Here is a 21,873-nt window from a genome sequence, read left to right on the forward strand (position 1 = left end):
ATTGAAAGTAACTATTTTGGCATAGATGAATTGCCAAAGTTAGCAACTGAAAAGAATAATGAGGAGCAAATAAAAATGTGTTTTGAAGCGTATCATTCTAAAAGCTGGAAAACACAGTTCGATTAAGGGGAGAGTATAGGGGACGGGGTTGTGCGCCTTTGGGCGTACAACCCCGTCCTGACATTCCGCGGCACTAGAGGAGAGAAAAAAGCCGGCCAGGCCGGCTATTTAAAATCCTTATACAACAGGCTGGGCTGAATAGAGGTATTGTTCTGATATTTTCCGCTTATATAACGATCATACTCACCTTCAATGGAATGATAATAGATTTGACAAATTTCAACTCCGGAATAGATCCAAACCGGTTGGATGCAGAATATTTCCAAAGTCCAATAGCCGCAAAAACCAACGTCGCCAAAACCGGCCGTTACGTGGATAAACAACCCCAGCCGCCCTACCGATGATCTGCCTTCCAGCATGGGAACATATTTGTCGGTTTTAGTATATTCCAGAGTGCGACCAAGATAAAGTCTGCCTGCTTCCAACATTAGGCCATCGGCAGGGATGGATAAGGTGCTGGTCTTATTAGGCTTTTTCATATCCAGCACCGCATCTTCATAGACGAGCAATTCATTATGCAATCTTAAGTTATAACTATTAGGGTTCAATTGTGACTCGCTATAAGGCTCAATGATAATTTCTTTGCCTAATTTATTACGAATTTCCCTACCTGACAAAATCATGATTTGCACTCCTCATCCCAATGTATTTGCTGTTGCCATTCAGACGATAAGACAAAAACAACTTGCATTCAACTATGTTATACCAGATGAATTTTCCAAAAGCAATCACTTTATCAGGGACAGTGAGCCTGTCCTCTTATGGTAAATCATGTTCACCCGTTAAGCAAAAAAGGAATAGAGCCATTGAAACAGAGGAACCAGGCGGGAAGCAGGGGGGCAGTGTTGGGGACAGGCCGGGTTTTGAGTGGGGACTGCCAACCTACGACAATCAGGACTTAAGCCTTGCGAAATAAACGTAAGAATGATATATAATACCTGTAATCAACGCAAAGCAGGACTTATATATATCTTGTTCTGTTTATATTTTTTCGACATCATATTACTAAGAGAGGTGCAGTAAAAATGGGGAATTTATTTTCAGCGGTAAACCGTCTTAGCCTGGTGCTGTTGGTGATGGGCGCCACGCTCATTAGCGTGAATTACGATGCATTTATTACTTCTTTCCGGCCGCCGGTCAGCTTTGAAGCTTTGCTGGAGGGGCAAGAGGTGAACCCAGGCAGTCATGTTGCAGGAAATGTAGTGAGTGCCTTCCCGCCGTTCGCTTCGGAAACCACCTATACAAAATATAAAAACGGCAGTCAAAGTAAGGAGCGGGCTTCGGGTAGTTTTTATGTCATTCCAACTGCCAAGGGCTTAATTGGCTTAAAAACCAACGAGAATCAGGTTGCCGCTATGGATCAGCTGGTTGAAGAGACATTACAGTATTCCGAAGAAGGCGGTGCGCCGCCGACAACGAAAGTGTACATAGAAGGAGAAGTTCTCCCGATGGAGCCGAAGCTGATCAAGTATTACAAGGAGTACTTGAAGGATAGCGGTTTTACAGCAACGGAAATTAAGGCTATGGGCGAGCCGTTGCTCATACAGTATACGGTATTTCGAAATGTCCAGCTTATGGTTGCCGGCGGCATTATCGTAATTCTGGCAGGCATTGGCTTGATAGTTAGAAGATACAAACAACTTTCCGCCGAGGAGTCGGAGGAATATAACGTTGTCTCCTAATTCCGGGCTATTGCCGATTGGTTCATCTTTAAAGCAGGGCTTTTTGCCTTGCTTATTTTTTCAGATAAGAGTCGACAATGCTGTAAGCAGGAATTTTGTGTATAAAGCAAAAAGGGTAACCCATGATTAATATTTTTATCAATATAAAGTATTGGCAGGCGTAAGTCTGCTTTTCAGGCAGTGCCTACTCGCTGCCGGACAATATCAAAAGGCGGGGAAAACATAGACGCTGGAAAGCATCATGATTCCCGCTGCGCTGGGGCCTTACGAAGCTGCTGAAAAGTTATGCTCCAAGTGCTGCGCATTCGTGAAGAAGAGGGTAAGCAAAAAAACCGGCGATTATTTTTCATGATTTTGAAATAATCGCCGGTTTTTTTTCAGGTTCAAGTGTAAGCGCACAAGAAACGGTTCAAAAATCACCAGTGCCGCTGCTATTATTCAAATAATCAGGAAATCTGTATTGTTTTTTGTTCCCGCTGACTTTGCATGGCGTATTCAATAATACGAATTGTATTCCGTGATTCCTCAGGCAAAACCGGAACCGCACTGCCCGCAGTAAGCGCGTGGCTTAACTGCTCGTAAAACACCTCATACCGTCCCGGCAAAGTTTCAACCGTACCCCGGAACGTCATGCCGCCAATATCGGCTGTTAGCAGGCCATATTGGCCCGGCTCGTCTTCTCCCCAGCCGGGGTCCCCCGGACTCATTCCTTTTTTCAGCTGATCTTCCTGGGAATCAAGGCCATATTTAATAAAACTGCCGCGTGTTCCATGCACCATAACCTTTGGCCCGGGCTCCCTGACGATAGAACCGGCATGCAAAATTACTTTTTTATCGTCGTACCCCAGAACCAGATGAAAATAATCAACGGCTTCGGCCCCCGTACGTTCCGCTTGTACATCAGCCCAAATTGTTTTGGGCATTTGAAACAAAGTCAGCGCCTGATCAATTAAATGTGCGCCCAAATCGTACAGGATACCGGAACCGGGAATATTTTGTTCCCGCCACCGCTGGCGGACATTGGGACGAAACCGGTCATAATGCGCTTCATACATTGATATTTTTCCCAATACTTCCGTTCTTAAAAGTTCCTGGACTGTCAGAAAGTCATTATCCCATCTTCTGTTTTGAAAAACCGTTAAAAGCACGCCCTTTTGCCTCGCCAGATCAATCAGCTCATCCGCCTGCGCGGAAGTCACGGTAAATGGCTTTTCTACTACGACATGCTTGCCGGCCGCTATTGCTTTTTTGGCAAGCTCATAATGAGTCATATTGGGCGTAACAACGACAATGACATCAATATCTTTACGGGATATTACTTCATTCACATCGGACACTACTGCCGCATGGGAATGATTGACCGCTTTGGAACTGTAAATTGCTTGCAACTGCAGACCGACTGCCTTATTAATGAGGGGAATATGGAAGGTCGCACTGGCATAACCATGCCCAATTAAACCAACATGCATCATACTAGTTTTCCTTTCCCGCCGCAATGAACTTGCGGTGCGGATGAGTCCGTGCTGCGAAAAATCAGCGTAAAGAGCAGCCCCGCCGCCTGATTGCTCTTTACGCATTTTACATTTTCATACAAGCTGTTTCTGGCGGCGCTCAGACAGAAAGGATACCCAACCCGTAGCCGACAATACCAATGGCGAACAGACCAAAGATGACCCAGATCGCATTAACCTTCTTTTTCAGTAAGTCCATACAAATAAAAGTCATGATCAGCGGAATTAAGCCCGGCATAAGCTGATCGAGAATATCCTGCACCGTGGTAGTTACCACCTGGCCGTCCTGCATGGTGATCGTGGAAACCACCAGCGGGATATTGACCGATGTCCATTTGCATACCAATGCTCCCAATACAAACAGTCCGAGGATGGCTGCTCCTTCCGTCAATTTTTGCAAACGGTTGCCGGCCACGTCTTTGACCACATCGGTGCCTTTTTTATAGCCGTATTCAATCCCGTACCAGCGAATGGCCAGCCTGACTACATTAAACAGCAGGAAAAAGAGGATGGGCCCGGTGATGCTGCCGCCAAGCGCGAGGGAAGCTCCCAAAGCCGCCACCAGGGGCCGTAAGGTTCCCCAGAAAACCGGATCACCGACGCCGGCCAGCGGCCCCATAAGCCCGACTTTCATTCCGTTAATGGCCCCATCGTCAATATCGGCGCCGTTCGCCCGTTCTTCCTCCATGGCTGCCGTGATTCCCAAAATGGGTGCGGTAACAAAAGGCTGGGTATTAAAAAACTCCAGATGCCGTTTTAAGGCTGTTACCCTGTCCTCTCCCTGATAGAGCCGTTTAATGACCGGCGCCATGCTGAAGCAGTACCCTAACGCCTGCATGCGTTCAAAATTCCAGGAACCCTGGTGGAAATTGGAACGGATAAACATTTTGAAAAGATCGCTCTTCGTTAGACTTTTTTCCTGTTTGGCTGTACTCATTTTCCGGATCCTCCTTTTTAATCCAATTCGTCGTCTAAATCGCCGGCCTGCGCTGATGCCGATTGTTGTGCCGCCAGTCCGCCGGCCGCATATTTCGGATGCAGCTGAATATACAGAATCGCTAATACAATACCAACGACACCGTAAGCCACCAGATTGAGAGTGGTAAATGCCGCTAAAACAAAGCCCAGGAAGAAAAAGGGCATTAAATATTTTGCTTCCATCATGTTAATGACCATGGCGTAACCGACCACCACGATAAACCCGCCTGCAACCTGCAGGCCGCCGGTTACGACCGGCGGGATGGCCGACAGCATGGCCTGGACGGCATGAGTGCCAATAAACACAGCCACCAGCACTGCCGGAATAGCTACCCGCAAAGCCTGCACGAACAAAGCCAGAATGTGGCAGGCATCAATGCCTCTGAAGCTGCCCTTTTGTGCATACCGGTCGGCCTGGTGCTGAAAGAAAACGGTCAGTGTCCTGGCGAAAATCGTCAGTACCTGGCCTGCTGCCGCCAAGGGCATAGCAACTGCAATCCCGGCGCCGACGCTCTGCTTGCCGGCAATCACCAGAATGGTGGAGACGACCGATGCTAATGCCGCGTCCGGCGCCATGGCCGCGCCGATGTTCATCCAGCCTAGCGCAATCATTTCCAGAGTGCCGCCAATGATAATTCCGGTTGTCACATCCCCCAGAATCAATCCAATTAAAGTACAAGCAATAAGCGGCCTGTGGGTTTGAAACTCATCCAGTACACTCCCCATGCCGCAAATGCAGGACACGATAAAAATGAGAACAATTTGGATACCGCTAAGTTCCATAACAAACTCCTCCTTTATATTGGTTGTGTTCTATTTAATGTCCGCCGCCTAAAACAGACATTAAATCCTCTTTGGAATCGGATGTCACCTTTCTGATTTCCAGTTCCACCCCACGGTTGTGCAGTGCCTGAAACGCCTGAACATCCTGTTCGTTAACCGAAATAGCCTTGGTGATCTGCCTTTTTCCCTCCCTGAAACTCATGCCGCCGATATTGACGCTTTTGATGCCGACGCCGCCCTCGACCAGCCGCAGGACATCGGTGGGGTTGGTGAATAACAGCAAAGCGCGGGTTTCGGCATATTTAGGATTCTTATAGACCCGGATCGCCTTGTCGATATCCACTACACTGGCCGTAATTCCGGGCGGGGCTACCTGAATAAGCAACGTTTTTCGAATGGGGTCCTGCGATATTTCATCATTGCAGACGATCATTCTTTCACACTTTGTTTCCTTAGCCCAGGTAGTCACCACCTGTCCATGGATTAATCGGTCGTCAATTCTGGCTAAAACAATGTTCATAATTATAATTCCTCCTTATCGCGATCCTCTGCACTGATCGGCTCAAACGCACGGACTCCTTCTTTGCCGGCTCTTTGTGCAACCTGTTTCGCCTCCTCCAGGGTAAGAGACGGTGAACTTAAAATCTCCAAAAGCATCGGCATATTCAGTCCGGCCACGATAGCGGCGTTTCCCGTTTCCAGGGAAAGACGGCAGGCTGCATTGTACGGACTTCCTGCAAACAGATCGGTCATAAAGATGACGCCATCCCTTAAATCCAGCATCTTTAAAACGGCTCTGTATTTATCCACTAATGTATCCGCACTTTCACCCACATCAAATGTCACGGCTGCAACATTGTCCCTGCTGCCGCAGATCATCTCACACGATTTGAGGATTGCCTGCGAAAAATGACCATGAGAACTTAGCACAACAGCTATCATATTTATCCTCCTAACACAAATGCATTGCTCTTCCTGCCAATACTTGTGCAAGCAGCATGCCAATAGCTTGTATCGAAAGCCGGCTTTCCGGTAATATCACAGTAAAATGCGCTAACATCGGTACGATTTGATACACTGTTTGTTTTTTTAATACACTTATCCGGAAAAATTACCAAGAAGAATATCCTCTTTTTAAAACAAAAAAGGCGATTCTTCCTGCACCAGGCACGAAGAATCGCTAAAATCCGTCATGAGATGTGTAATGACAATCCTATAATATCTCGGCAATAAACAATATCTCATCTTCCGTTAATTCAATACCGATCCTGTTTTTGAAGACCTGCGCCGACCGCTTTACACCTTGCACATGTTCGGGGGGTATACTGTCTTTATCGCCTCTATAAACCAGCCCGTCCTGAATGACCATCCGTTCCAGGGCACAACCGCAATGGATCATCAGCTTGATTTCCATGGTATTGGTAAATTCCCGCTTCAGGGATTTTTTTAATACACTTAAAAATTCTTCTAATACACTAATAATTTTAGCCGGATTCAAATAGGTTAAAAACTCTTTCATACTGTCTTCAGCTAGATTTTTCACAACAATGTTCTGTTTCTTTTCCACTACGGAAAAATGATTCCGGATAATATTCTTGAGAGTTGTTTCACCACGGCTGTTGATCAGGTTCTCCAGCGGCACGAATGGAGCATCAATCCCGGGATTGACAATTCCCACCGATGCCAGGATTTTATGCTTCTGCTGGATTTTTTCCGCATTCTCCCTGACATTTTTACTGCTTAGCGGAATGACTTCAATATGCTCGTCCACCATATTGTCCAAAATATCTTCTACCAGTTCCTTCAATCTGATCGCCGTACCTTCGCCGGAGGCGCAAATGGTTAAAATGACGCCTTCGTTTTTATGGGGGCAGTTCTTCTTCCGGCTGCCGTACCCCTGGAAATTCTGCAGCGAAGTATAGATATCATCCAAATCCTGGCCGAACTCGTTCACCTTCCGGGCCGCTTCCAGCAACAGCGGCGTCGATACCATATCCAGCGTACGCACTTTAACGCGACACTTTGCCGCAATCACATCTTCAAAATTGGTCAGGGAGCCCATATCCACAAGCAGCAATATTCCTTTGAGATCGTGATTAATTTCCTGGACGGACTGGATGATCTTGTCCAGTATATCCTTGGGGCTCGCCTCCAGCGGCATATCCACTGCCGCAATATTGTCATAGCCAAGCAATTTTTGCACTGCATCCACCATGGAACTGGCTGTACTGTTGCCGTGGGCGGCAACGATGACGGCAATTTGCCCGCTTTGGTCAATTTCATGGACCGAACTTAACAGCAGCGTGAAATACTCCAGCTCCTCCTTGGGGATTTCTACGCTATAGTTATCTTCAATGATACCCTTTATTTCCAGAGCCACTTGATACTCGTCGGGATAATCCCGGACAGCGCTTTCGATATTGGCATACTGCAGGGCCTGATTGCTTTCCAGCCTGCGCAGCAAAGCGCTCAGGTGCAGGCTTAACGCGTAGAGAAACCGGTCCTGATAATCCCGTTTTAGCCGCTGCTTGGCCAGCAGTTGGATTTCCTCCGCCAGTTCCAGCAGCTTGCGGTCCACTATTTTCAATATTCTCTGACGGGTGCTCAAATGGGTATTGAACTTATTATAGAATGATTTGATATGCAGATTGATATCAGCCATAATAAAATTTTTGATCAGCTCGTCCGGCACGCCCTCCGCCTTGAGCATGGCGGCCTTGCCTTCAATAATTTTATACAAATTAAACGGCGGTTCATATGGATCATCCTCGGCCAGCACCTTATATTCCTGATGGCTTACTATAATTTGTTCATCGATATACTGATCCAGTTCGATCATTTCCTGCCGCCTGGCTCCCAGGGTCAGCAAGCCGCTTTTAAAATGCTCCGGCAGCGACTTAAAATCAATCTCGATATAATTTCTATGGATTCCGTTTACAAACGCTGTGGCGCAAACCAACTGAATGTTGGATTTTAACTGTCCGATATTACCGTAGGATACACTGGCAATTAACGCTTTGACCGCTTCGGACATGATCCTGATCGGTTTATTCACCCGGTGCGCTTCATTGGTAAGCAGGAATTTAAGGATGTCCACCTGCTCCTGCGTAGGACGCTGCTGCAGGGGAGGAAGGGTAATCACAATCGGGATGCGCCGGACAAAGGTCTTAATCAATGACGAAGTATGTTCTTCCGTGGTTGCCCCGATGATCAGCACCCTGGCCCGGCGTTTGCGGTCCGTTTCCCCCAGTTTATTAAAAGTCCCGGTATCCATAAAGTAAAAGATCATTTCCTGGCCTTCCGGCGGCAGGCGATGGATTTCATCTAAAAATAAAATTCCGCCGTTTGCCTCTTCCACCAACCCCTGCTTGTCGGTGTCCGCTCCGGTAAAAGCTCCCTTGACGTGGCCAAAAATATGGGATACTAGCAGCTGCGGATTATGATAGTAATCGGCACAGTTGAATACCTTGAAGGGGGCATTCTCCTTGAGTCTTTCACAAAATTTTCCGTAGTTGTACATCATATTGACGAACAGGGTTTTGCCTACGCCGGTTTGCCCGACAATTAAAGTATGCAGCCCGTTGGGAGGATATAAGATCGCCGCTTTAGCCTGCTCCACCGGGCCCTTTAAGCTGCCATTGACTCCGATCAAATGCTTGAAGGGATTCGTGTCAAAAAAAACATCTTCATGATCACCAAAAATTTCTTTCAGACTGCCAACTTCCAGCGGTTCCGGCCCAAGCTTCTTCCCGCACAGCCGCTCCAGGGTTTCTTTATCAAAGTACAGAACCGGCCTGCCCTTGATTTTAATAATTTTGCCCATCTTAAACAACACATTCAGTTCCATGCTGACATTGTTCCGTAAAATGCCCAGCCGTTCAGAAATGCCGGAAGCATCCACCCCCGCCGCTCCTGCCAGTTGTTCCAGGGTATACTCGCCCGACCGTTCGCAAATATAGTTATAAATTTTCTCAATTCGCTTCATCCGGATTCACTTCCCTTCGAAAACACGGGGACAGGGATTCTGTTCCGTTAAATCGTGTCGCAGGCTCATGGATTTTATTCTTTATCAATATTCACATTTTGTCAACCGCTTTTGCAGGCGTGGCTAGGAGTACAACAAGCAGGGAGCGACAAATGACAAAAACTCCTGCACATACCAGACATTTTGCAGGAGCTTTGATATCCTGTTCACTCTGCTTGCGTACTAAGCCAGCTTCACCATTACCAATAAAGGCATCGGGAGAACGGCAGGCGATTACCAGTCCCGTCCGGGTGAGGTCCATGCCGGGATTAAATAGAGGAAGAGCCTGACCGTTAAAGCGATCAGGCCCTTTTATGATAGGAATTTACAAGCGAATTGTTAACAGTCCCCAAGCGTGAAATATACAATACGCATATAATCTTTATAGGCTTGAATATCCAGCGAGAGCCGCAGACAACCTTTATGTTCCCTGTGCTTTTGCAGCAGCTCATTCTGAAGAGAATACTGTTTGTTAATATTTTCTTTCTTTCCGTCCGGGTGCAACAGATTAACCGCTCCACTACACTCGTTTACTGTCTGTAAAAAGTTTTTCATGTTAAAAACACTTAGCTTTACCATTGCATACCCTCCATTCAAAAACGGTTATTGTGTGGTGATTGCAATAAGTTGTGCTTCTTTTCGATTGCTCCATCACCTTATGGATATCATTATAGTGCAATCTTTTCGGAATAAATATCCTGTTTCTGCCTTTATATATCACTATTCCGCCACTTTTTACGATACTCTATGGGGGTGCAGCCGATATGCTCCCGAAAAACTTGCCCAAAATAGCTGCTGCTTCCCAATCCGCAGGCATGGCTGATACCTGTAATGGATTCCCGGCTTTCTGCCAGCATACTACACGCCATTTGCAACCGGTAACTTTTTATATATTCCGCAGGCGTCATATGCAGACAGTGCCGGAATGCCCGAAAGCACTCACGTTCACTGGAAAAAGCAGCGGCGGCAATTTCCGCGATTGAGATTTTCTCTGCATAATGTTCGTGAATATAGATCATCATCAATTTTATCTTATCATTTATCTTGTTATAATGTCCCTTTTTCTCCAATGAAGAAAGAGACATAGTAAGAAGATGAAGCCATATGTCAGACAATATTGCACGAAGTTTCATTTCATATCCGAAATCACTTTCGGAAAGGTTGAAAGATTCATGAATTTTATTCAATAATTGAATCTGCGCCAAATGATCGGGATACAGTGCGATGATCTCTATCTGTGGAGCTGCAATGATTGGCGTTATATATCTTTGTTCCATCCGGCTTCCTTGCTTGCCTGCTATAAAAGAGGTATCAAATATATGTAGAAATTGGACCGTGTTCATACTATCCTGCGCCCTTGTCATATGCAGTATATTAGAATTGATAAGTCCACCCGAACCTGCCGGAAATACCGTTTTTCCCTTTGATGTATAGTATTCCAACACACCGCTTTGCAAATAGAACAATTCAACCTCTTTATGCCAGTGCCATGGTACAAAGCATCCTGTGAACTTATCTAATTCAACGCGGGATGCAATATACGGGAAGTCCGGCGTAAGATCAGATAATAGCTCTTGCTTGGTCCCGTTCTGAAATTTTATATCGTGAATATCTTTCAAAGGTCCGACACCTCCTTCTTGCCTATTTTATCATACTTGAATGACCAAGCGTCCTGTTTCTCGATTCTGGCGATGCAGTTCGGATTTTCGCCGCCAGAGAGGATCGCGGGTGTGCAGAGGGATGATTCGAATCTATTTTATCTGTGTGATCCTGAAAGTATCATTTTGATACTAAAAAACTGTCGTAATCGTTTATCCTCATAATAGAAAGCCTGCTGAGCCGACATTCCTCCAAATTCCCTATCATTGGCATGAAATTTGCAATTACTGATCAGCAGAGATCATTTTTGAGAGGAGCAGGGTTATGGCACAGGGGATTGAATGGATAGCGAATCCTATGAAACGAACGGATGGACCGATGGCATCCGTCGAATTTTTGAGCAAGCAGGAAATAGGCAAGGTGCGGAATTTTCACAAGAGCTTTTCAGAGTATCAGGAGACGCCGCTGCGTAGTTTGGATACGCTGGCCGGCGTACTGGGCGTTGCCGGAGTATATGTAAAAGACGAATCGTACCGCTTTGGGTTAAATGCGTTTAAGGTGCTGGGCAGTTCTTATGCTATAGGAAAGCACCTGGCGAAAAAACTGGGCAAGGATATCAGTGCAGTATCTTTTGCTGATTTAGTTTCCCCCCATGTTAAACAGCAACTGGGCGATATCACCTTTACAACGGCTACTGACGGCAATCATGGCCGGGGATTGGCCTGGACGGCCAACCGTCTGCAGCAGAAGTCGGTTGTATATATGCCAAAGGGGTCTTCGGTTAAACGCTTGAATGCTATTAAAGGGGAAGGCGCTGAAGCCTATATTACGGAATACAACTATGATGACGCAGTGAGGTTGTCAGCGTCGCAAGCGCAGAAACACGGCTGGGTCATCGTGCAGGATACGGCCTGGGAGGGATATGAGGATATCCCGGCCTGGATTATGCAGGGCTATGGCACTATGGCGGCTGAAGCCCTGGACCAGTTAAACCGGATGGAGGTTGAAAGACCGACCCATATTTTCGTGCAGGCGGGGGTAGGTTCCCTGGCCGGCGCTGTACAAGGATTTTTCGCCTCGGTATTTCAGAAGAACCGGCCCATTACCGTGATTGTGGAAGCTGACCGGGCCGCCTGTCTGTATAAATCGGCTCAAGTCGGCGACGGCGAGCCCCAGTTCGTCGGCGGTGATATGGATACCATCATGGCCGGACTGGCTTGCGGTGAACCGAATACCATTAGCTGGGAGATACTTCGGGATTACAGCGATTTGTTTGTCTCCTGCTCTGACTGGGTGACGGCCCTGGGTATGCGGCTGCTCAGCAGCCCGGCCGGCTCTGATCCCCGGATTATTTCCGGTGAATCAGGCGCGGTCACCAGTGGTTTGCTGCATCTGATTATGCGGGAGAAGGGGCTGGAGTCTCTGCGAGAGAAACTGGAATTGGATCGGAATTCCCGTGTTTTATTGTTCAGCACGGAAGGCGACACCGATCCTGAAAAATACGCCAGTATTGTCTGGGGCGGAGAGTATCCGGCGCCGCAATCGATTTAAACAAGGAGCGTGCCATTCGGTTCATGCAGCCGGCGGCCCGCTTTTTTGCACATGAGGAAAATCTCCGTCCAGGCTGACAGGATATATTTACCATAGAGACGAAATGATCAGTTGAGGAAGGGGATGATTCCATGTACTGCCTGCGTGATATCCAGGACACGGTACAGCAAACCGCCGAAGCGATTGCGGAGGTGTTAAAGATTGAAGTTGAAATCGCCGACTACAACATGGTGCGGGTAGCTGGAACCGGGAAATACCGCGACCGGTGCGGCCATGTGATGGACGAAGGCTTTGTCTACCGCCATGTCTTAAAGACGGGGAAAGCCATGATTATCCAAAATCCCGGCAGTCACGAATTGTGCGGCCCCTGCCCCCACTGCGGTAATTGTGTTGAAAATGCCGAGGTGGCATCACCCATTCAAGCGGAAGGCAAAACCATCGGGGTCATCGGACTCATCAGTTTTGATGAAGAACAAGCCCGGCGGCTGCTGGACAATACAGAATCCCTGCTCCGGTACCTGGAGAAAATGTCTGAGCTGATCGCCGGTAAAATTGTCGAAAGCCACCGGAACCGTCAGCGGGAAGTCCTGACCAATCAGCTCATGACGGTGGTCAATTTGCTGCATGACGGAATTTTAGTAGTGAATGAATATAAACAAATCACGAATTGCAATATTGTAGCCAGAAAATTGTTGAACATGTCTGAGGGGCAGGAAACTTCGCTAGATGACATAGTCGACAGTAAAAAAATTTGGAAGGTTGTTGGGAAAGACGGCAAATTTTCCGGCCAGGTGAACGGAAAGCGGGTTCCCGGCCAGTTGTTCTGCGATGCTTTCGCTATCAATACCAAAGGGCAGGCGGAAGGCGCAGTGATCGTCCTGAAAGACCCTCAGCAGATCAAAAAGCTGGTGAAGGATGCGACTGTCAGTGAAATCCAAACCGACTTTTCACAGATTTTAGGTGAAAGTCAGCGGATGAAAGATTTGAAGGAAATGGCGTTCCGCGTCGCCCAGAGCAATTCTACCCTGCTGATCCAGGGGGAAAGCGGCACCGGCAAGGAACTGTTCGCCCGGGCCGTGCATCAAAGCAGCAAGCGCAAAACCCATTCCTTTATCGCCATTAACTGCGGGGCGATTCCCGAGAACCTGCTGGAAAGCGAATTGTTCGGCTATGAGGAAGGGGCTTTTACCGGCGCCCAGCGAGGCGGCAAACTGGGTAAATTTGAACTGGCCCATCATGGCACTGTTTTTTTGGACGAAATCGGCGACATGCCGCTGCACCTGCAGGTTAAACTCTTGCGGGTCCTGCAGGAACGCCGGGTGGAACGCATTGGCGGCACCCGCTCCATTCCCATTGATGTCCGGGTCATTGCCGCCACTAACCGGGATTTGGAACAACTGATGGCCACGGGAGAATTCAGGGAGGATTTGTATTACCGGCTGCATGTGATCCCTCTGTTCATACCGCCCCTCAGGGAGCGTAAAGAGGATATTCCCCTGTTGGTCCGCTCTTTTGTAGAATACTACAGCAAACTGGTGGGCAAGGAAATCGCAGCGACGACTCCGGAGGCCATCCACATCTTGTCCCGGTACTCCTGGCCGGGGAATGTGCGGGAATTAGGGAATATCATTGAATATGCGGTGACCATGGCGGCAGGCGACACCATTACGGCCGACATTTTGCCGAAACGGATTAAAGCGCCTCTCCAGCAAGGCGTTAAGCATCACTCCCTCAATCTGGAGGAGTTGGAACGGAAGGCTATCGCTGAGGCGCTGGAGATAGCCAGCGAGTCGGGCAATAAAGAAAAAGCCGCTGAAATCCTGGGAATCGGCCGGGCGACGCTTTACCGGAAAATAAAAGCCTATAAAATTTTGGAAAAGAAAACTTTTTTCTAAGGAATATGTCGATAGATACTGAGTCCAGCGGAAGACAGCCGTAAAATCCGACAAAATAATTGAAAATTCAAATAAATTTTACTGCTTACAAAAGAGGGGGAGACATAGAGTCTCACATTGATACTTAAACACTCATTATAAGATAAACTGGAGCCTGCTGGAAGTATGTATAGTATGAGGATATTATCATTTTGAGACTGCCGGATAACCAGAATAAACCGGGAAGTTATAAAAATCAGGCTCATAATCGCAAATAACGGGTCGGTTTAACTTGGCACGATTGTTGCAATATAAGATGGCAACAGGTCTGGACTCTGATTATCTGAACGCTGGCCTGGACCGAACGCAGATATGCAAAATTGAATTCCGAGAGAAAGGGGATGCAACATTGGAGAGCAATTTTCCCAAGGTATTGGAACTGGCCAAAAAGTATGAACCCGAGATGACCAGGTTCTTACGGGATATGATCGCGATTCCCAGCGAAAGCTGCCAGGAAGAAAAAGTGATTCTACGCATCAAAGCAGAAATGGAAAAAGCAGGATTTGATAAAGTGACCATTGATCCCATGGGGAACATCCTGGGAACGATCGGCCACGGCAAGCATCTGATCGCCATGGACGCTCATATCGACACGGTCGGCGTGGGCAATCCGGACAATTGGCAATATGATCCCTACAAAGGCCATGAAGACAACGAAGTGATTATCGGCCGGGGCGGCAGTGACCAGGAAGGCGGCATGGCCTCCATGGTGTATGCCGGCAAGATCATCAAGGAATTAGGCCTGGAGGATGATTACACGCTGGCAGTAGTAGGCTCGATCCAGGAAGAAGATTGCGACGGCCTGTGCTGGCAGTATATCCTCAAAGAGGATATACTGAAGCCCGAATTCGTGGTGATCACGGAACCGACTGACGGCAAGATCTACCGGGGCCACCGGGGCCGGATGGAAATCAAGGTGACCACCAAGGGAATCAGCTGCCACGGTTCGGCGCCGGAACGGGGCGACAATGCCATCTACAAAATGGCCCCCATCCTGAGCGAGCTCAGAGCGCTTCATCCCAATCTCAAAGACCATCCTTTCCTGGGCAAAGGCAGCCTGACTGTATCGGAAATTTTCCATACCTCTCCCTCCCGCTGCGCCGTGGCCGACAGCTGCTGGATTTCCATCGACCGCCGCCTGACAGCCGGTGAGAGCGGCGAATATGCCATGCAGCAGATCAAAAACCTGCCGGCGGTCAAAGCGGCCGGAGCGGAAGTGACCATGTACACTTACGAGCGTCCCTCCTATACCGGTCTGGTATATCCAACCGAATCCTATTTCCCTACCTGGCTCATCGAAGAAAACCATCCGGTTTGTTCCACCCTGACGGATACTTACCGGGGCCTGTTTAAAACAGAGCCGGTGCTGGATAAATGGACTTTCTCCACCAACGGGGTTTCCATTATGGGCCGGTACGGCATTCCCTGCATCGGTTTCGGCCCGGGACACGAAGACCAGGCTCACGCTCCCAATGAAAAGACCTGGAAGAAGGAACTGGTCCAGGCTGCGGCCATGTACGCCGTCATTCCGTCTCTGTATGTCCGCAGATACGCCGATAAAATGCCTTCCAATACCGAGAATTTGATGAAAATAGGTCAATAGTTTCTCATTAAATAAATTAGGGGGAATTTCATAATGCAATCTATTTTCCGCGGCCGTCATTTTATTAATTTGGAAGATTTCACCAAAGAAGAAGTGGATACCATACTTGAGGTTTCTTTAGACCTCAAGAAAAAATTTGCCATGGGCGAACCGACTCCCTATTTGCTGCACCAGTCGATGTTTCTGATGTTTTTCGAGCAATCCACCCGGACCCGGAACTCCATGGAAGCCGGCTTCGCTCAACTGGGCGGCCACGCGGGATTCCTTGATTCCAGCAGCATGCAGATTTCCCACGGGGAAAGCGCCAAAGACACCGCGATTATTCTGTCCCGTTTCGGTCATGCCATTGCCTGCCGCTACTGCAACTGGGGCTATGGCAACAAATACCTGAACGAAATGGCGAAATGGTCTAGCAAGCCGGTCATGAACCTCCAATGCGACTTGTATCATCCGTTCCAGGCCCTGGCTGACCTGATGACCATGAAAGAAAAAATCGGCGATCTGAAACGCGTAAAGATCTCCATCATCTGGGCCTACGCCGAGAGCCATAAGAAGCCGATCTCGGTGCCTGTATCCCAAGTGCTGCTGTTCCCCCGCTACGGCATGGACGTTACCCTGGCCCACCCCAAAGGCTGGGAACTGCCTGACTGGGTCATTGCCCAGGCCAAAGAGAACGCGGCAAAATACGGCGGCTCGGTGAAAGTCACCGATAACGAAGCCGAAGCTTACGCCGGCGCCCATATTGTCATTCCGAAAAACTGGGGCAACTGGGTGAACGACCAGACCGGTTTGGCCGCTGCCGGCGCCGTTGCGGTGGTGGATGACAAGCTGAAAGCCCACAAGGGCTGGAAGTGCACCGAAGCCAAGATGGTTGCCGCCGACAAAAACGTCATGTACATGCATGCCCTGCCGGCTGACCGGAACAACGAAGTGGAAGATTCCGTCATCGACGGTCCTCACTCCATCGTCTACGATGAAGCGGAAAACAGGCTCCATACCGCCAAAGCAGTTATGACCCTGTTAATGGGCGGCAGATAATCATGGGCAAAAAAGTCGTCATCGCCATTGGCGGCAATTCGCTGATTCAGGATGACAGCCGTCAGAAGGTAGAGGATCAATACCAGGCTGTCTGTGAAACGGCAAAACATATTGCCGGCATGGTTGCTCAGGGTTATGACGTCATTGTAACCCATGGCAACGGCCCCCAGGTGGGTTTCATCCTGCGGCGCTCCGAGATTGCCCAGCAAGTAGCCTCCATGCATGCCGTGCCGCTGTTTATCTGCGGCGCCGACACCCAGGGAGCCATCGGGTATCAAATTCAGCAGGCTTTGGATAACGAGTTTGCCAAACGGGGTCTGGCGAAAAAAGCGATAGCGGTGGTTACCCAGGTAGTGGTGGATCCCCATGACGCCGCTTTTCAGAAACCCACGAAGCCGATCGGCTCTTTTTACACTCAGGAGCAAGCCGCAGCCATTCAGCAAGACCATCCCGACTGGGTGATGGTCAGCGATGCCGGCCGGGGCTACCGCCGGGTGGTAGCCTCACCCCAGCCCCAGGAGATTGTGGAGAAAGACATCATTGCCGGACTGATTCAAAGCGGCTACTGTGTTGTCGGTGTGGGCGGCGGCGGGATTCCGGTGGTCCGGAACGCCGACGGCACTCTGACCGGCGTCGACGCGGTGATTGATAAAGACTTTGCCTCCAGCCTGCTGGCTTCGGAGATTGGGGCCGACGTGCTCATCATTTCCACCGGGGTGGAAAAGGTGTGCCTGAATTTCGGCCGGCCGAATCAAACCACTTTGGATACTGTCAGCCTGTCGCAGTTGAAACAGTATGCGGCGGAAAACCATTTCGCTCCCGGCAGCATGCTGCCGAAAATCCAGGCGATTATTCGCTTCCTGGAAAAGGGCGGCAAGAAGGCGATCATCACCAATCCGGAATCCCTGGAAAAAGCGATCGCCGGGCAAACCGGAACTCATATCCGGGCATGATCAAGTTACGCGGGGAATCCGGCAAGGTTCCCCGCGCAACTTGGCTTTAAAATAATCAGATTATTGCAAAAAGCTTTATATAACTGTTATATGTCACATAGATCTGAGTCAGGCCTCAGCCTGGCCGGGGAGAGATTCGTATGGGTACAGTGTTAAAAAACGGGACCATCATCACGGCAGCGGACTGCTGCCAGGCCGACCTTAGGCTGGAGGGCGAAACAGTCGCTGCCATCGGCCGGGGGCTGGAACAAGCCGGCGACCGGGTTCTGAATGTTGACGGCTGCTATCTTCTACCTGGGGGGATTGACCCCCACACCCATTTTGACTTGCCGGCAGGGGAGTTTTCCACAGCCGATGATTTTGCCAGCGGCACGGCTGCCGCCGTGGTGGGCGGCACCACCACCATTATTGATTTTGCCACGCAGAATAAAGGGGAAACTCTAACCGGGGCCCTGGCCGACTGGCATGCCAAGGCCGCGGCCAAGTGCTGCGCCGACTACGGTTTCCATATGGCCATCACCGACTGGCATCCCGCCGTCCGGCGAGAAATGGCGGACATGGTCGCCAGCGGCGTCACTTCATTTAAGCTGTATATGGCTTATAAAAATGTCCTCCAGGCGGATGACAGCGCCATTTTCGGGGCCCTCAAACGGAGCCGGGAGGTAGGCGCGTTGGTGAGCCTCCATTGTGAAAACGGCGATGTGGTGGCCGCGTTGGTGCAGGAAGCCCTGGATCAGGGGCATACCGCGCCCCGGTATCATTCTCTCAGCCGGCCGGCAGCGGTGGAACGGGAGGCGGTCTCCCGGGCCGTTGCTTTGGCGGAAATGGCCGGGGCCGCCCTTTACGTCGTGCATTTAAGCACCGGAGCCGGCCTGGCGGAGGTGGCGGCTGCCCGGAGCCGGGGAGTGGAAGTCTACGCCGAGACCTGTCCGCAATATTTGTTATTGGACGACTCGGCCTATCTGACCGAGGATTTCAGCGGGGCTAAGTATGTGATGTCTCCTCCCCTTAGAAAGCGGGAAGACCAGACGGCTCTGTGGAATGGCTTGCGCGCCGGGACTTTGGATACGGTTGCCACCGACCATTGTTCCTTTAACTACAGCGGTCAAAAGGACCGGGGCTATTATGACTTCAGCAAAATTCCCAACGGCGCGCCGGGGGTGGAGCACCGGATGGGGCTGCTCTATACTTACGGCGTGCTGACCGGCAGAATCAGCCTGAACCAGTATGTAGCCCTTACGTCTACAAACGCGGCCAGGCTGTTTGGCCTGTTCCCTCGGAAGGGAACCATTGCCGTTGGCAGCGATGCCGACATTGTGGTGTGGGACCCGCAGCGAAGCTTCGGGATTACCGCTGCCGGACAAACCCAGCGGGTGGATTATACGCCCTATGAAGGGATCCGGCAGACCGGCGCGGCGCGGCATGTATTTTTGCGCGGCAGGCAGATTGTAGAAAACGGCAAGTTGGCCGAGAATGACAGGACCGGTCAATTTTTGCGCCGCAAACCCTTTTGGGGAAGGGGTGAACGGATATGTTCACAATGAACTTGAACGGAATACCGGTAACAATAGCGGAGGACCTTAATTTACTGGATTACCTGCGGGAGCAAAATCTGACTTCGGTGAAAAACGGCTGCGGCGAAGGCGCTTGCGGCGCATGCATGGTGCTGGTGGACGGTAAAGCCAGCCGGGCTTGCCTGCTGACCGCCGCCAAGGTTCAGGGCAAAGCGGTCTTGACGGTGGAAGGCCTCTCCCCGCGGGAGAAGGACCTGTATGCCTGGGCTTTTACGGCAGCAGGGGCAGTGCAGTGCGGCTTTTGCATTCCGGGAATGGTTATCAGCGCCAAAGGCTTGATTGACAAAAATCCGGATCCATCCAGGGCCGAGGTCAAGCAAGCCCTCCATGGCAATGTCTGCCGCTGCACCGGCTATGTAAAAATCGAGCAGGCCGTACTCATGGCCGCTAAGGCCTTGCGGGAAAATACTGCGCTGCCGGCAGATATCCCGTATAAGGTAGGAGACCGGATGCCCCGGCTGGATGCGCCGGCAAAAATTCTGGGGACAGCAGAGTATGTCGACGACATGAAGGTCCCCGGCATGCTTTATGGCGCCGTTCTCCGCACACCCAGCCCCCGGGCTTTCATCAAGAGCATCGATATAACGGCGGCCCAGGCCCTTCCCGGCGTAGCGACGGTCATCACCGCCAAAGACATACCCGGACGCCGCAGCCAGGGCCACATCATCCCGGACTGGCCGGCCTTCATCGCCGAAGGGGAAGAATCCCGCTACATCGGCGACGCTTTGGCTGCCGTGGCGGCGGTATCGAAAAAAATCGCCAGGGAAGCTGTCAAACTGATTAAGGTGGAATACGAAGAGCGCAAACCGGTAACCTCGCCCCGGGAAGCCCTGGCCGAAGGTGCGCCGCAAATTCATCCTAAAGGCAACCTGCTGTCCCGGACGGTATTAAGACGGGGCAATGCGGACGCGGCCATTGCCGCCGCCAAATATGTCGTTACCCAGTGTTATGTTACGCCGCCTACCGAACATGCTTTTTTAGAGCTGGAAAGCGCCCTGGCCATGCCGGAGGCTGACGGTACTCTGGTGGTATATACGGGCGGCCAGAATGTATATGACGATCACCATGGCATTGTGTCCCTGCTGGGAGTCGAAGACCACCAGGTGAGAGTGATCAGCAAGATGGTGGGAGGGGGCTTCGGCGGCAAAGAAGACTTGTCGGTGCAGCACCACGCGGCTCTGTTGGCCTGGTACTGCAAAAAGCCGGTGAAACTGACCCTGACCCGCCAGGAAAGCATCAATATTCATCCTAAACGGCACGCCATGGAAATGGAATTTACCACGGTCTGTGATGAAAACGGCATCATTACCGCCATGAAAGCCGAGCTTCTGTCCGATACCGGCGCTTATGCCTCTCTGGGAGGGCCGGTGTTGCAGCGGGCCTGTACTCACGCTGCCGGACCCTACCGGATCGCCAACGTGGAAATTACCGGCCGGGGTCTGTATACCAATAATCCGCCTGCCGGCGCCTTTCGCGGTTTTGGCGTGACTCAGTCCTGTTTTGCCATGGAAACCAATATTAACCTGCTGGCGGAAAAAGCAGGGATTTCTCCCTGGGAAATCCGGTTTCGCAACGCCATTGAACCGGGAGACGTACTGCCTAACGGTCAGATTGCCGACGGAGGGACAGCCGTGAAAGAAACCCTGCTGGCAGTGAAAGATGTCTTTGAGTCCAGCCCTGACGCCGGTATCGCCTGTGCGATGAAAAATACCGGACTCGGCGTTGGCGTACCGGACACCGGCCGGGCAAAAATCAAAATTCAGGACGGCAAGGCCCTGATCCTGACTGCCGCCGCCTGTATGGGCCAAGGTTTGGCCACGGTCATGACCCAGATCGTGTGTGAAACCACCGGGCTCGACTGCCGTCAAACCGCGTTCCACGCCCCGGATACGGCTCTTACGCCGAATGCGGGGACCAGTACGGCGTCACGGCAAACGGTATTTACCGGCGAGGCAGTCCGCAGAGCCGCTCTTAAGCTGAGAGCAGACCTGGAGAATTCCGATCTGGCCAGCCTCAGCGGCCGCGAATACTGCGGCGAGTATACAGGGGTTACCGACCCGATGGGGTCGGATAAACCGAATCCGGTGAGTCATGTGGCTTATAGCTACGCTACCCATGTGGTCCTTTTAGACGACGCCGGTAAACTGGCCAAGGTGGTGGCGGCCCATGATGTAGGCAAGGCCATCAACCCCACAAATGTGGAGGGACAAATCGAAGGCGGCGTAGTCATGGGACTGGGCTATGCCCTTACTGAAGACTTCCCGCTGAAAGACGGTGTACCGATGGTTAAATTTGGCACCCTGGGATTATTCCGTTCCAGCCAGGCTCCCGCAATCGAAAGCCTGATCGTGGAAAAAAATCCAGACGAACTGGCTTATGGCGCGAAGGGCGTAGGCGAAATTACCGCCATTCCCGTAGCCCCGGCAGTGGCCGGCGCTTACTTCCGGCGGGACGGCAGGCTGCGGACTCAGCTGCCTCTGGCCGACACCCCTTACAGCCGTAAAAAATAAGGAGGAGTAATTT

At 50.5% G+C, this 21,873-nt stretch carries 17 protein-coding genes and 1 pseudogene; 9 read left to right on the forward strand and 9 right to left on the reverse strand.

All coding sequences use genetic code 11. The features are described from left to right. Positions 1-126, forward strand: a pseudogene (locus tag ALO_RS23880) (ADP-ribose pyrophosphatase); the annotation flags it as partial. A 98-nt stretch (positions 127-224) separates the two neighbouring features. Here the strand turns inward: ALO_RS23880 and dcd are convergent. Continuing rightward, positions 225-743, reverse strand: coding sequence for a dCTP deaminase (gene dcd / locus ALO_RS00045; RefSeq protein ID WP_004091566.1), 519 nt, complete (start codon positions 741-743; stop codon positions 225-227). Between the two features lie 402 nt (positions 744-1,145). Here dcd and ALO_RS00050 point away from each other — a divergent pair, with 402 nt between their 5' ends. Continuing rightward, a complete protein-coding gene (locus ALO_RS00050) occupies positions 1,146-1,802 on the forward strand; it encodes a DUF6709 family protein (RefSeq protein ID WP_004091568.1) in 657 nt (218 codons plus the stop codon). 446 nt (positions 1,803-2,248) lie between these two features. Here ALO_RS00050 and ALO_RS00055 read toward each other — a convergent pair whose 3' ends face one another. The 8 genes from ALO_RS00055 to ALO_RS00090 all read right to left on the reverse strand — a co-directional run bounded on the left by ALO_RS00055 (position 2,249) and on the right by ALO_RS00090 (position 10,717). Further along, complete coding sequence (locus ALO_RS00055) at positions 2,249-3,379, reverse strand: oxidoreductase (protein ID WP_202945709.1); 1,131 nt, start codon at positions 3,377-3,379, stop codon at positions 2,249-2,251. 34 nt (positions 3,380-3,413) lie between these two features. Then, on the reverse strand, positions 3,414-4,250 hold the full coding sequence (gene manZ, locus ALO_RS00060) for a PTS mannose transporter subunit IID (protein ID WP_004091571.1): 837 nt from the start codon (positions 4,248-4,250) through the stop codon (positions 3,414-3,416). A gap of 17 nt (positions 4,251-4,267) precedes the next feature. Beyond that, complete coding sequence (locus ALO_RS00065; protein WP_004091573.1) at positions 4,268-5,074, reverse strand: PTS mannose/fructose/sorbose transporter subunit IIC; 807 nt, start codon at positions 5,072-5,074, stop codon at positions 4,268-4,270. 34 nt (positions 5,075-5,108) lie between these two features. Next, entirely contained in the window at positions 5,109-5,594 is a 486-nt protein-coding gene (locus tag ALO_RS00070) for a mannose/fructose/sorbose PTS transporter subunit IIB (protein WP_004091574.1), read from the reverse strand. Positions 5,595-5,596: 2 nt separating this feature from the next. After that, complete coding sequence (locus tag ALO_RS00075; protein WP_004091575.1) at positions 5,597-6,016, reverse strand: PTS sugar transporter subunit IIA; 420 nt, start codon at positions 6,014-6,016, stop codon at positions 5,597-5,599. A gap of 271 nt (positions 6,017-6,287) precedes the next feature. Next, complete coding sequence (locus ALO_RS00080) at positions 6,288-9,059, reverse strand: sigma-54-dependent transcriptional regulator (RefSeq protein WP_004091576.1); 2,772 nt, start codon at positions 9,057-9,059, stop codon at positions 6,288-6,290. A gap of 378 nt (positions 9,060-9,437) precedes the next feature. Further along, positions 9,438-9,677 carry a hypothetical protein gene (locus ALO_RS00085; protein ID WP_004091577.1) on the reverse strand — a complete coding sequence of 80 codons (240 nt, stop codon included), beginning with the start codon at positions 9,675-9,677 and terminating at the stop codon, positions 9,438-9,440. Positions 9,678-9,808: 131 nt separating this feature from the next. Further along, positions 9,809-10,717 (reverse strand): AraC family transcriptional regulator, encoded by a 909-nt coding sequence (locus ALO_RS00090; RefSeq protein ID WP_004091578.1) that lies wholly within the window; start codon positions 10,715-10,717, stop codon positions 9,809-9,811. Between the two features lie 304 nt (positions 10,718-11,021). On the opposite strand from ALO_RS00090, the gene dpaL reads away from it, so the two are divergent. The 7 genes from dpaL to xdh all read left to right on the forward strand — a co-directional run bounded on the left by dpaL (position 11,022) and on the right by xdh (position 21,860). Then, positions 11,022-12,248 (forward strand): diaminopropionate ammonia-lyase, encoded by a 1,227-nt coding sequence (gene dpaL / locus ALO_RS00095; RefSeq protein WP_004091579.1) that lies wholly within the window; start codon positions 11,022-11,024, stop codon positions 12,246-12,248. A gap of 131 nt (positions 12,249-12,379) precedes the next feature. Further along, on the forward strand, positions 12,380-14,143 hold the full coding sequence (locus ALO_RS00100; RefSeq protein ID WP_004091580.1) for a sigma-54-dependent Fis family transcriptional regulator: 1,764 nt from the start codon (positions 12,380-12,382) through the stop codon (positions 14,141-14,143). Positions 14,144-14,531: 388 nt separating this feature from the next. Further along, entirely contained in the window at positions 14,532-15,785 is a 1,254-nt protein-coding gene (locus ALO_RS00105) for a YgeY family selenium metabolism-linked hydrolase (RefSeq protein ID WP_040292411.1), read from the forward strand. Positions 15,786-15,818: 33 nt separating this feature from the next. Then, the gene (locus ALO_RS00110) at positions 15,819-16,823 is read left to right on the forward strand and encodes an ornithine carbamoyltransferase (RefSeq protein WP_004091582.1); all 1,005 of its coding nucleotides are present in this window, start codon (positions 15,819-15,821) and stop codon (positions 16,821-16,823) included. A 2-nt stretch (positions 16,824-16,825) separates the two neighbouring features. Next, entirely contained in the window at positions 16,826-17,776 is a 951-nt protein-coding gene (gene arcC, locus ALO_RS00115) for a carbamate kinase (protein WP_004091583.1), read from the forward strand. A gap of 140 nt (positions 17,777-17,916) precedes the next feature. After that, a complete protein-coding gene (gene hydA / locus ALO_RS00120) occupies positions 17,917-19,320 on the forward strand; it encodes a dihydropyrimidinase (protein WP_004091584.1) in 1,404 nt (467 codons plus the stop codon). Beyond that, positions 19,308-21,860, forward strand: a complete 2,553-nt coding sequence (gene xdh, locus ALO_RS00125; protein ID WP_004091586.1) for a selenium-dependent xanthine dehydrogenase — start codon at positions 19,308-19,310, stop codon at positions 21,858-21,860. Before hydA ends, xdh begins: the two co-directional genes overlap by 13 nt. The last annotated feature ends 13 nt before the right edge of the window (positions 21,861-21,873 follow it).

It is taken from the genome of Acetonema longum DSM 6540 (assembly GCF_000219125.1).
Lineage (GTDB): Bacteria > Bacillota > Negativicutes > Sporomusales > Acetonemataceae > Acetonema > Acetonema longum.

Bases quoted from the DNA above. Each gene is read 5' to 3' on its own strand.
- hydA (WP_004091584.1), top strand. From the start codon at position 17,917: ATGGGTACAGTGTTAAAAAACGGGACCATCATCACGGCAGCGGACTGC.
- xdh (WP_004091586.1), top strand. From the start codon at position 19,308: ATGTTCACAATGAACTTGAACGGAATACCGGTAACAATAGCGGAGGAC.
- arcC (WP_004091583.1), top strand. From the start codon at position 16,826: ATGGGCAAAAAAGTCGTCATCGCCATTGGCGGCAATTCGCTGATTCAG.
- ALO_RS00050 (WP_004091568.1), top strand. From the start codon at position 1,146: ATGGGGAATTTATTTTCAGCGGTAAACCGTCTTAGCCTGGTGCTGTTG.
- dcd (WP_004091566.1), bottom strand. From the start codon at position 743: ATGATTTTGTCAGGTAGGGAAATTCGTAATAAATTAGGCAAAGAAATT.
- ALO_RS00070 (WP_004091574.1), bottom strand. From the start codon at position 5,594: ATGAACATTGTTTTAGCCAGAATTGACGACCGATTAATCCATGGACAG.
- ALO_RS00055 (WP_202945709.1), bottom strand. From the start codon at position 3,379: ATGCGTAAAGAGCAATCAGGCGGCGGGGCTGCTCTTTACGCTGATTTT.
- ALO_RS00100 (WP_004091580.1), top strand. From the start codon at position 12,380: ATGTACTGCCTGCGTGATATCCAGGACACGGTACAGCAAACCGCCGAA.
- ALO_RS00065 (WP_004091573.1), bottom strand. From the start codon at position 5,074: ATGGAACTTAGCGGTATCCAAATTGTTCTCATTTTTATCGTGTCCTGC.
- ALO_RS00075 (WP_004091575.1), bottom strand. From the start codon at position 6,016: ATGATAGCTGTTGTGCTAAGTTCTCATGGTCATTTTTCGCAGGCAATC.
- ALO_RS00110 (WP_004091582.1), top strand. From the start codon at position 15,819: ATGCAATCTATTTTCCGCGGCCGTCATTTTATTAATTTGGAAGATTTC.
- dpaL (WP_004091579.1), top strand. From the start codon at position 11,022: ATGGCACAGGGGATTGAATGGATAGCGAATCCTATGAAACGAACGGAT.
- manZ (WP_004091571.1), bottom strand. From the start codon at position 4,250: ATGAGTACAGCCAAACAGGAAAAAAGTCTAACGAAGAGCGATCTTTTC.
- ALO_RS00085 (WP_004091577.1), bottom strand. From the start codon at position 9,677: ATGGTAAAGCTAAGTGTTTTTAACATGAAAAACTTTTTACAGACAGTA.
- ALO_RS00080 (WP_004091576.1), bottom strand. From the start codon at position 9,059: ATGAAGCGAATTGAGAAAATTTATAACTATATTTGCGAACGGTCGGGC.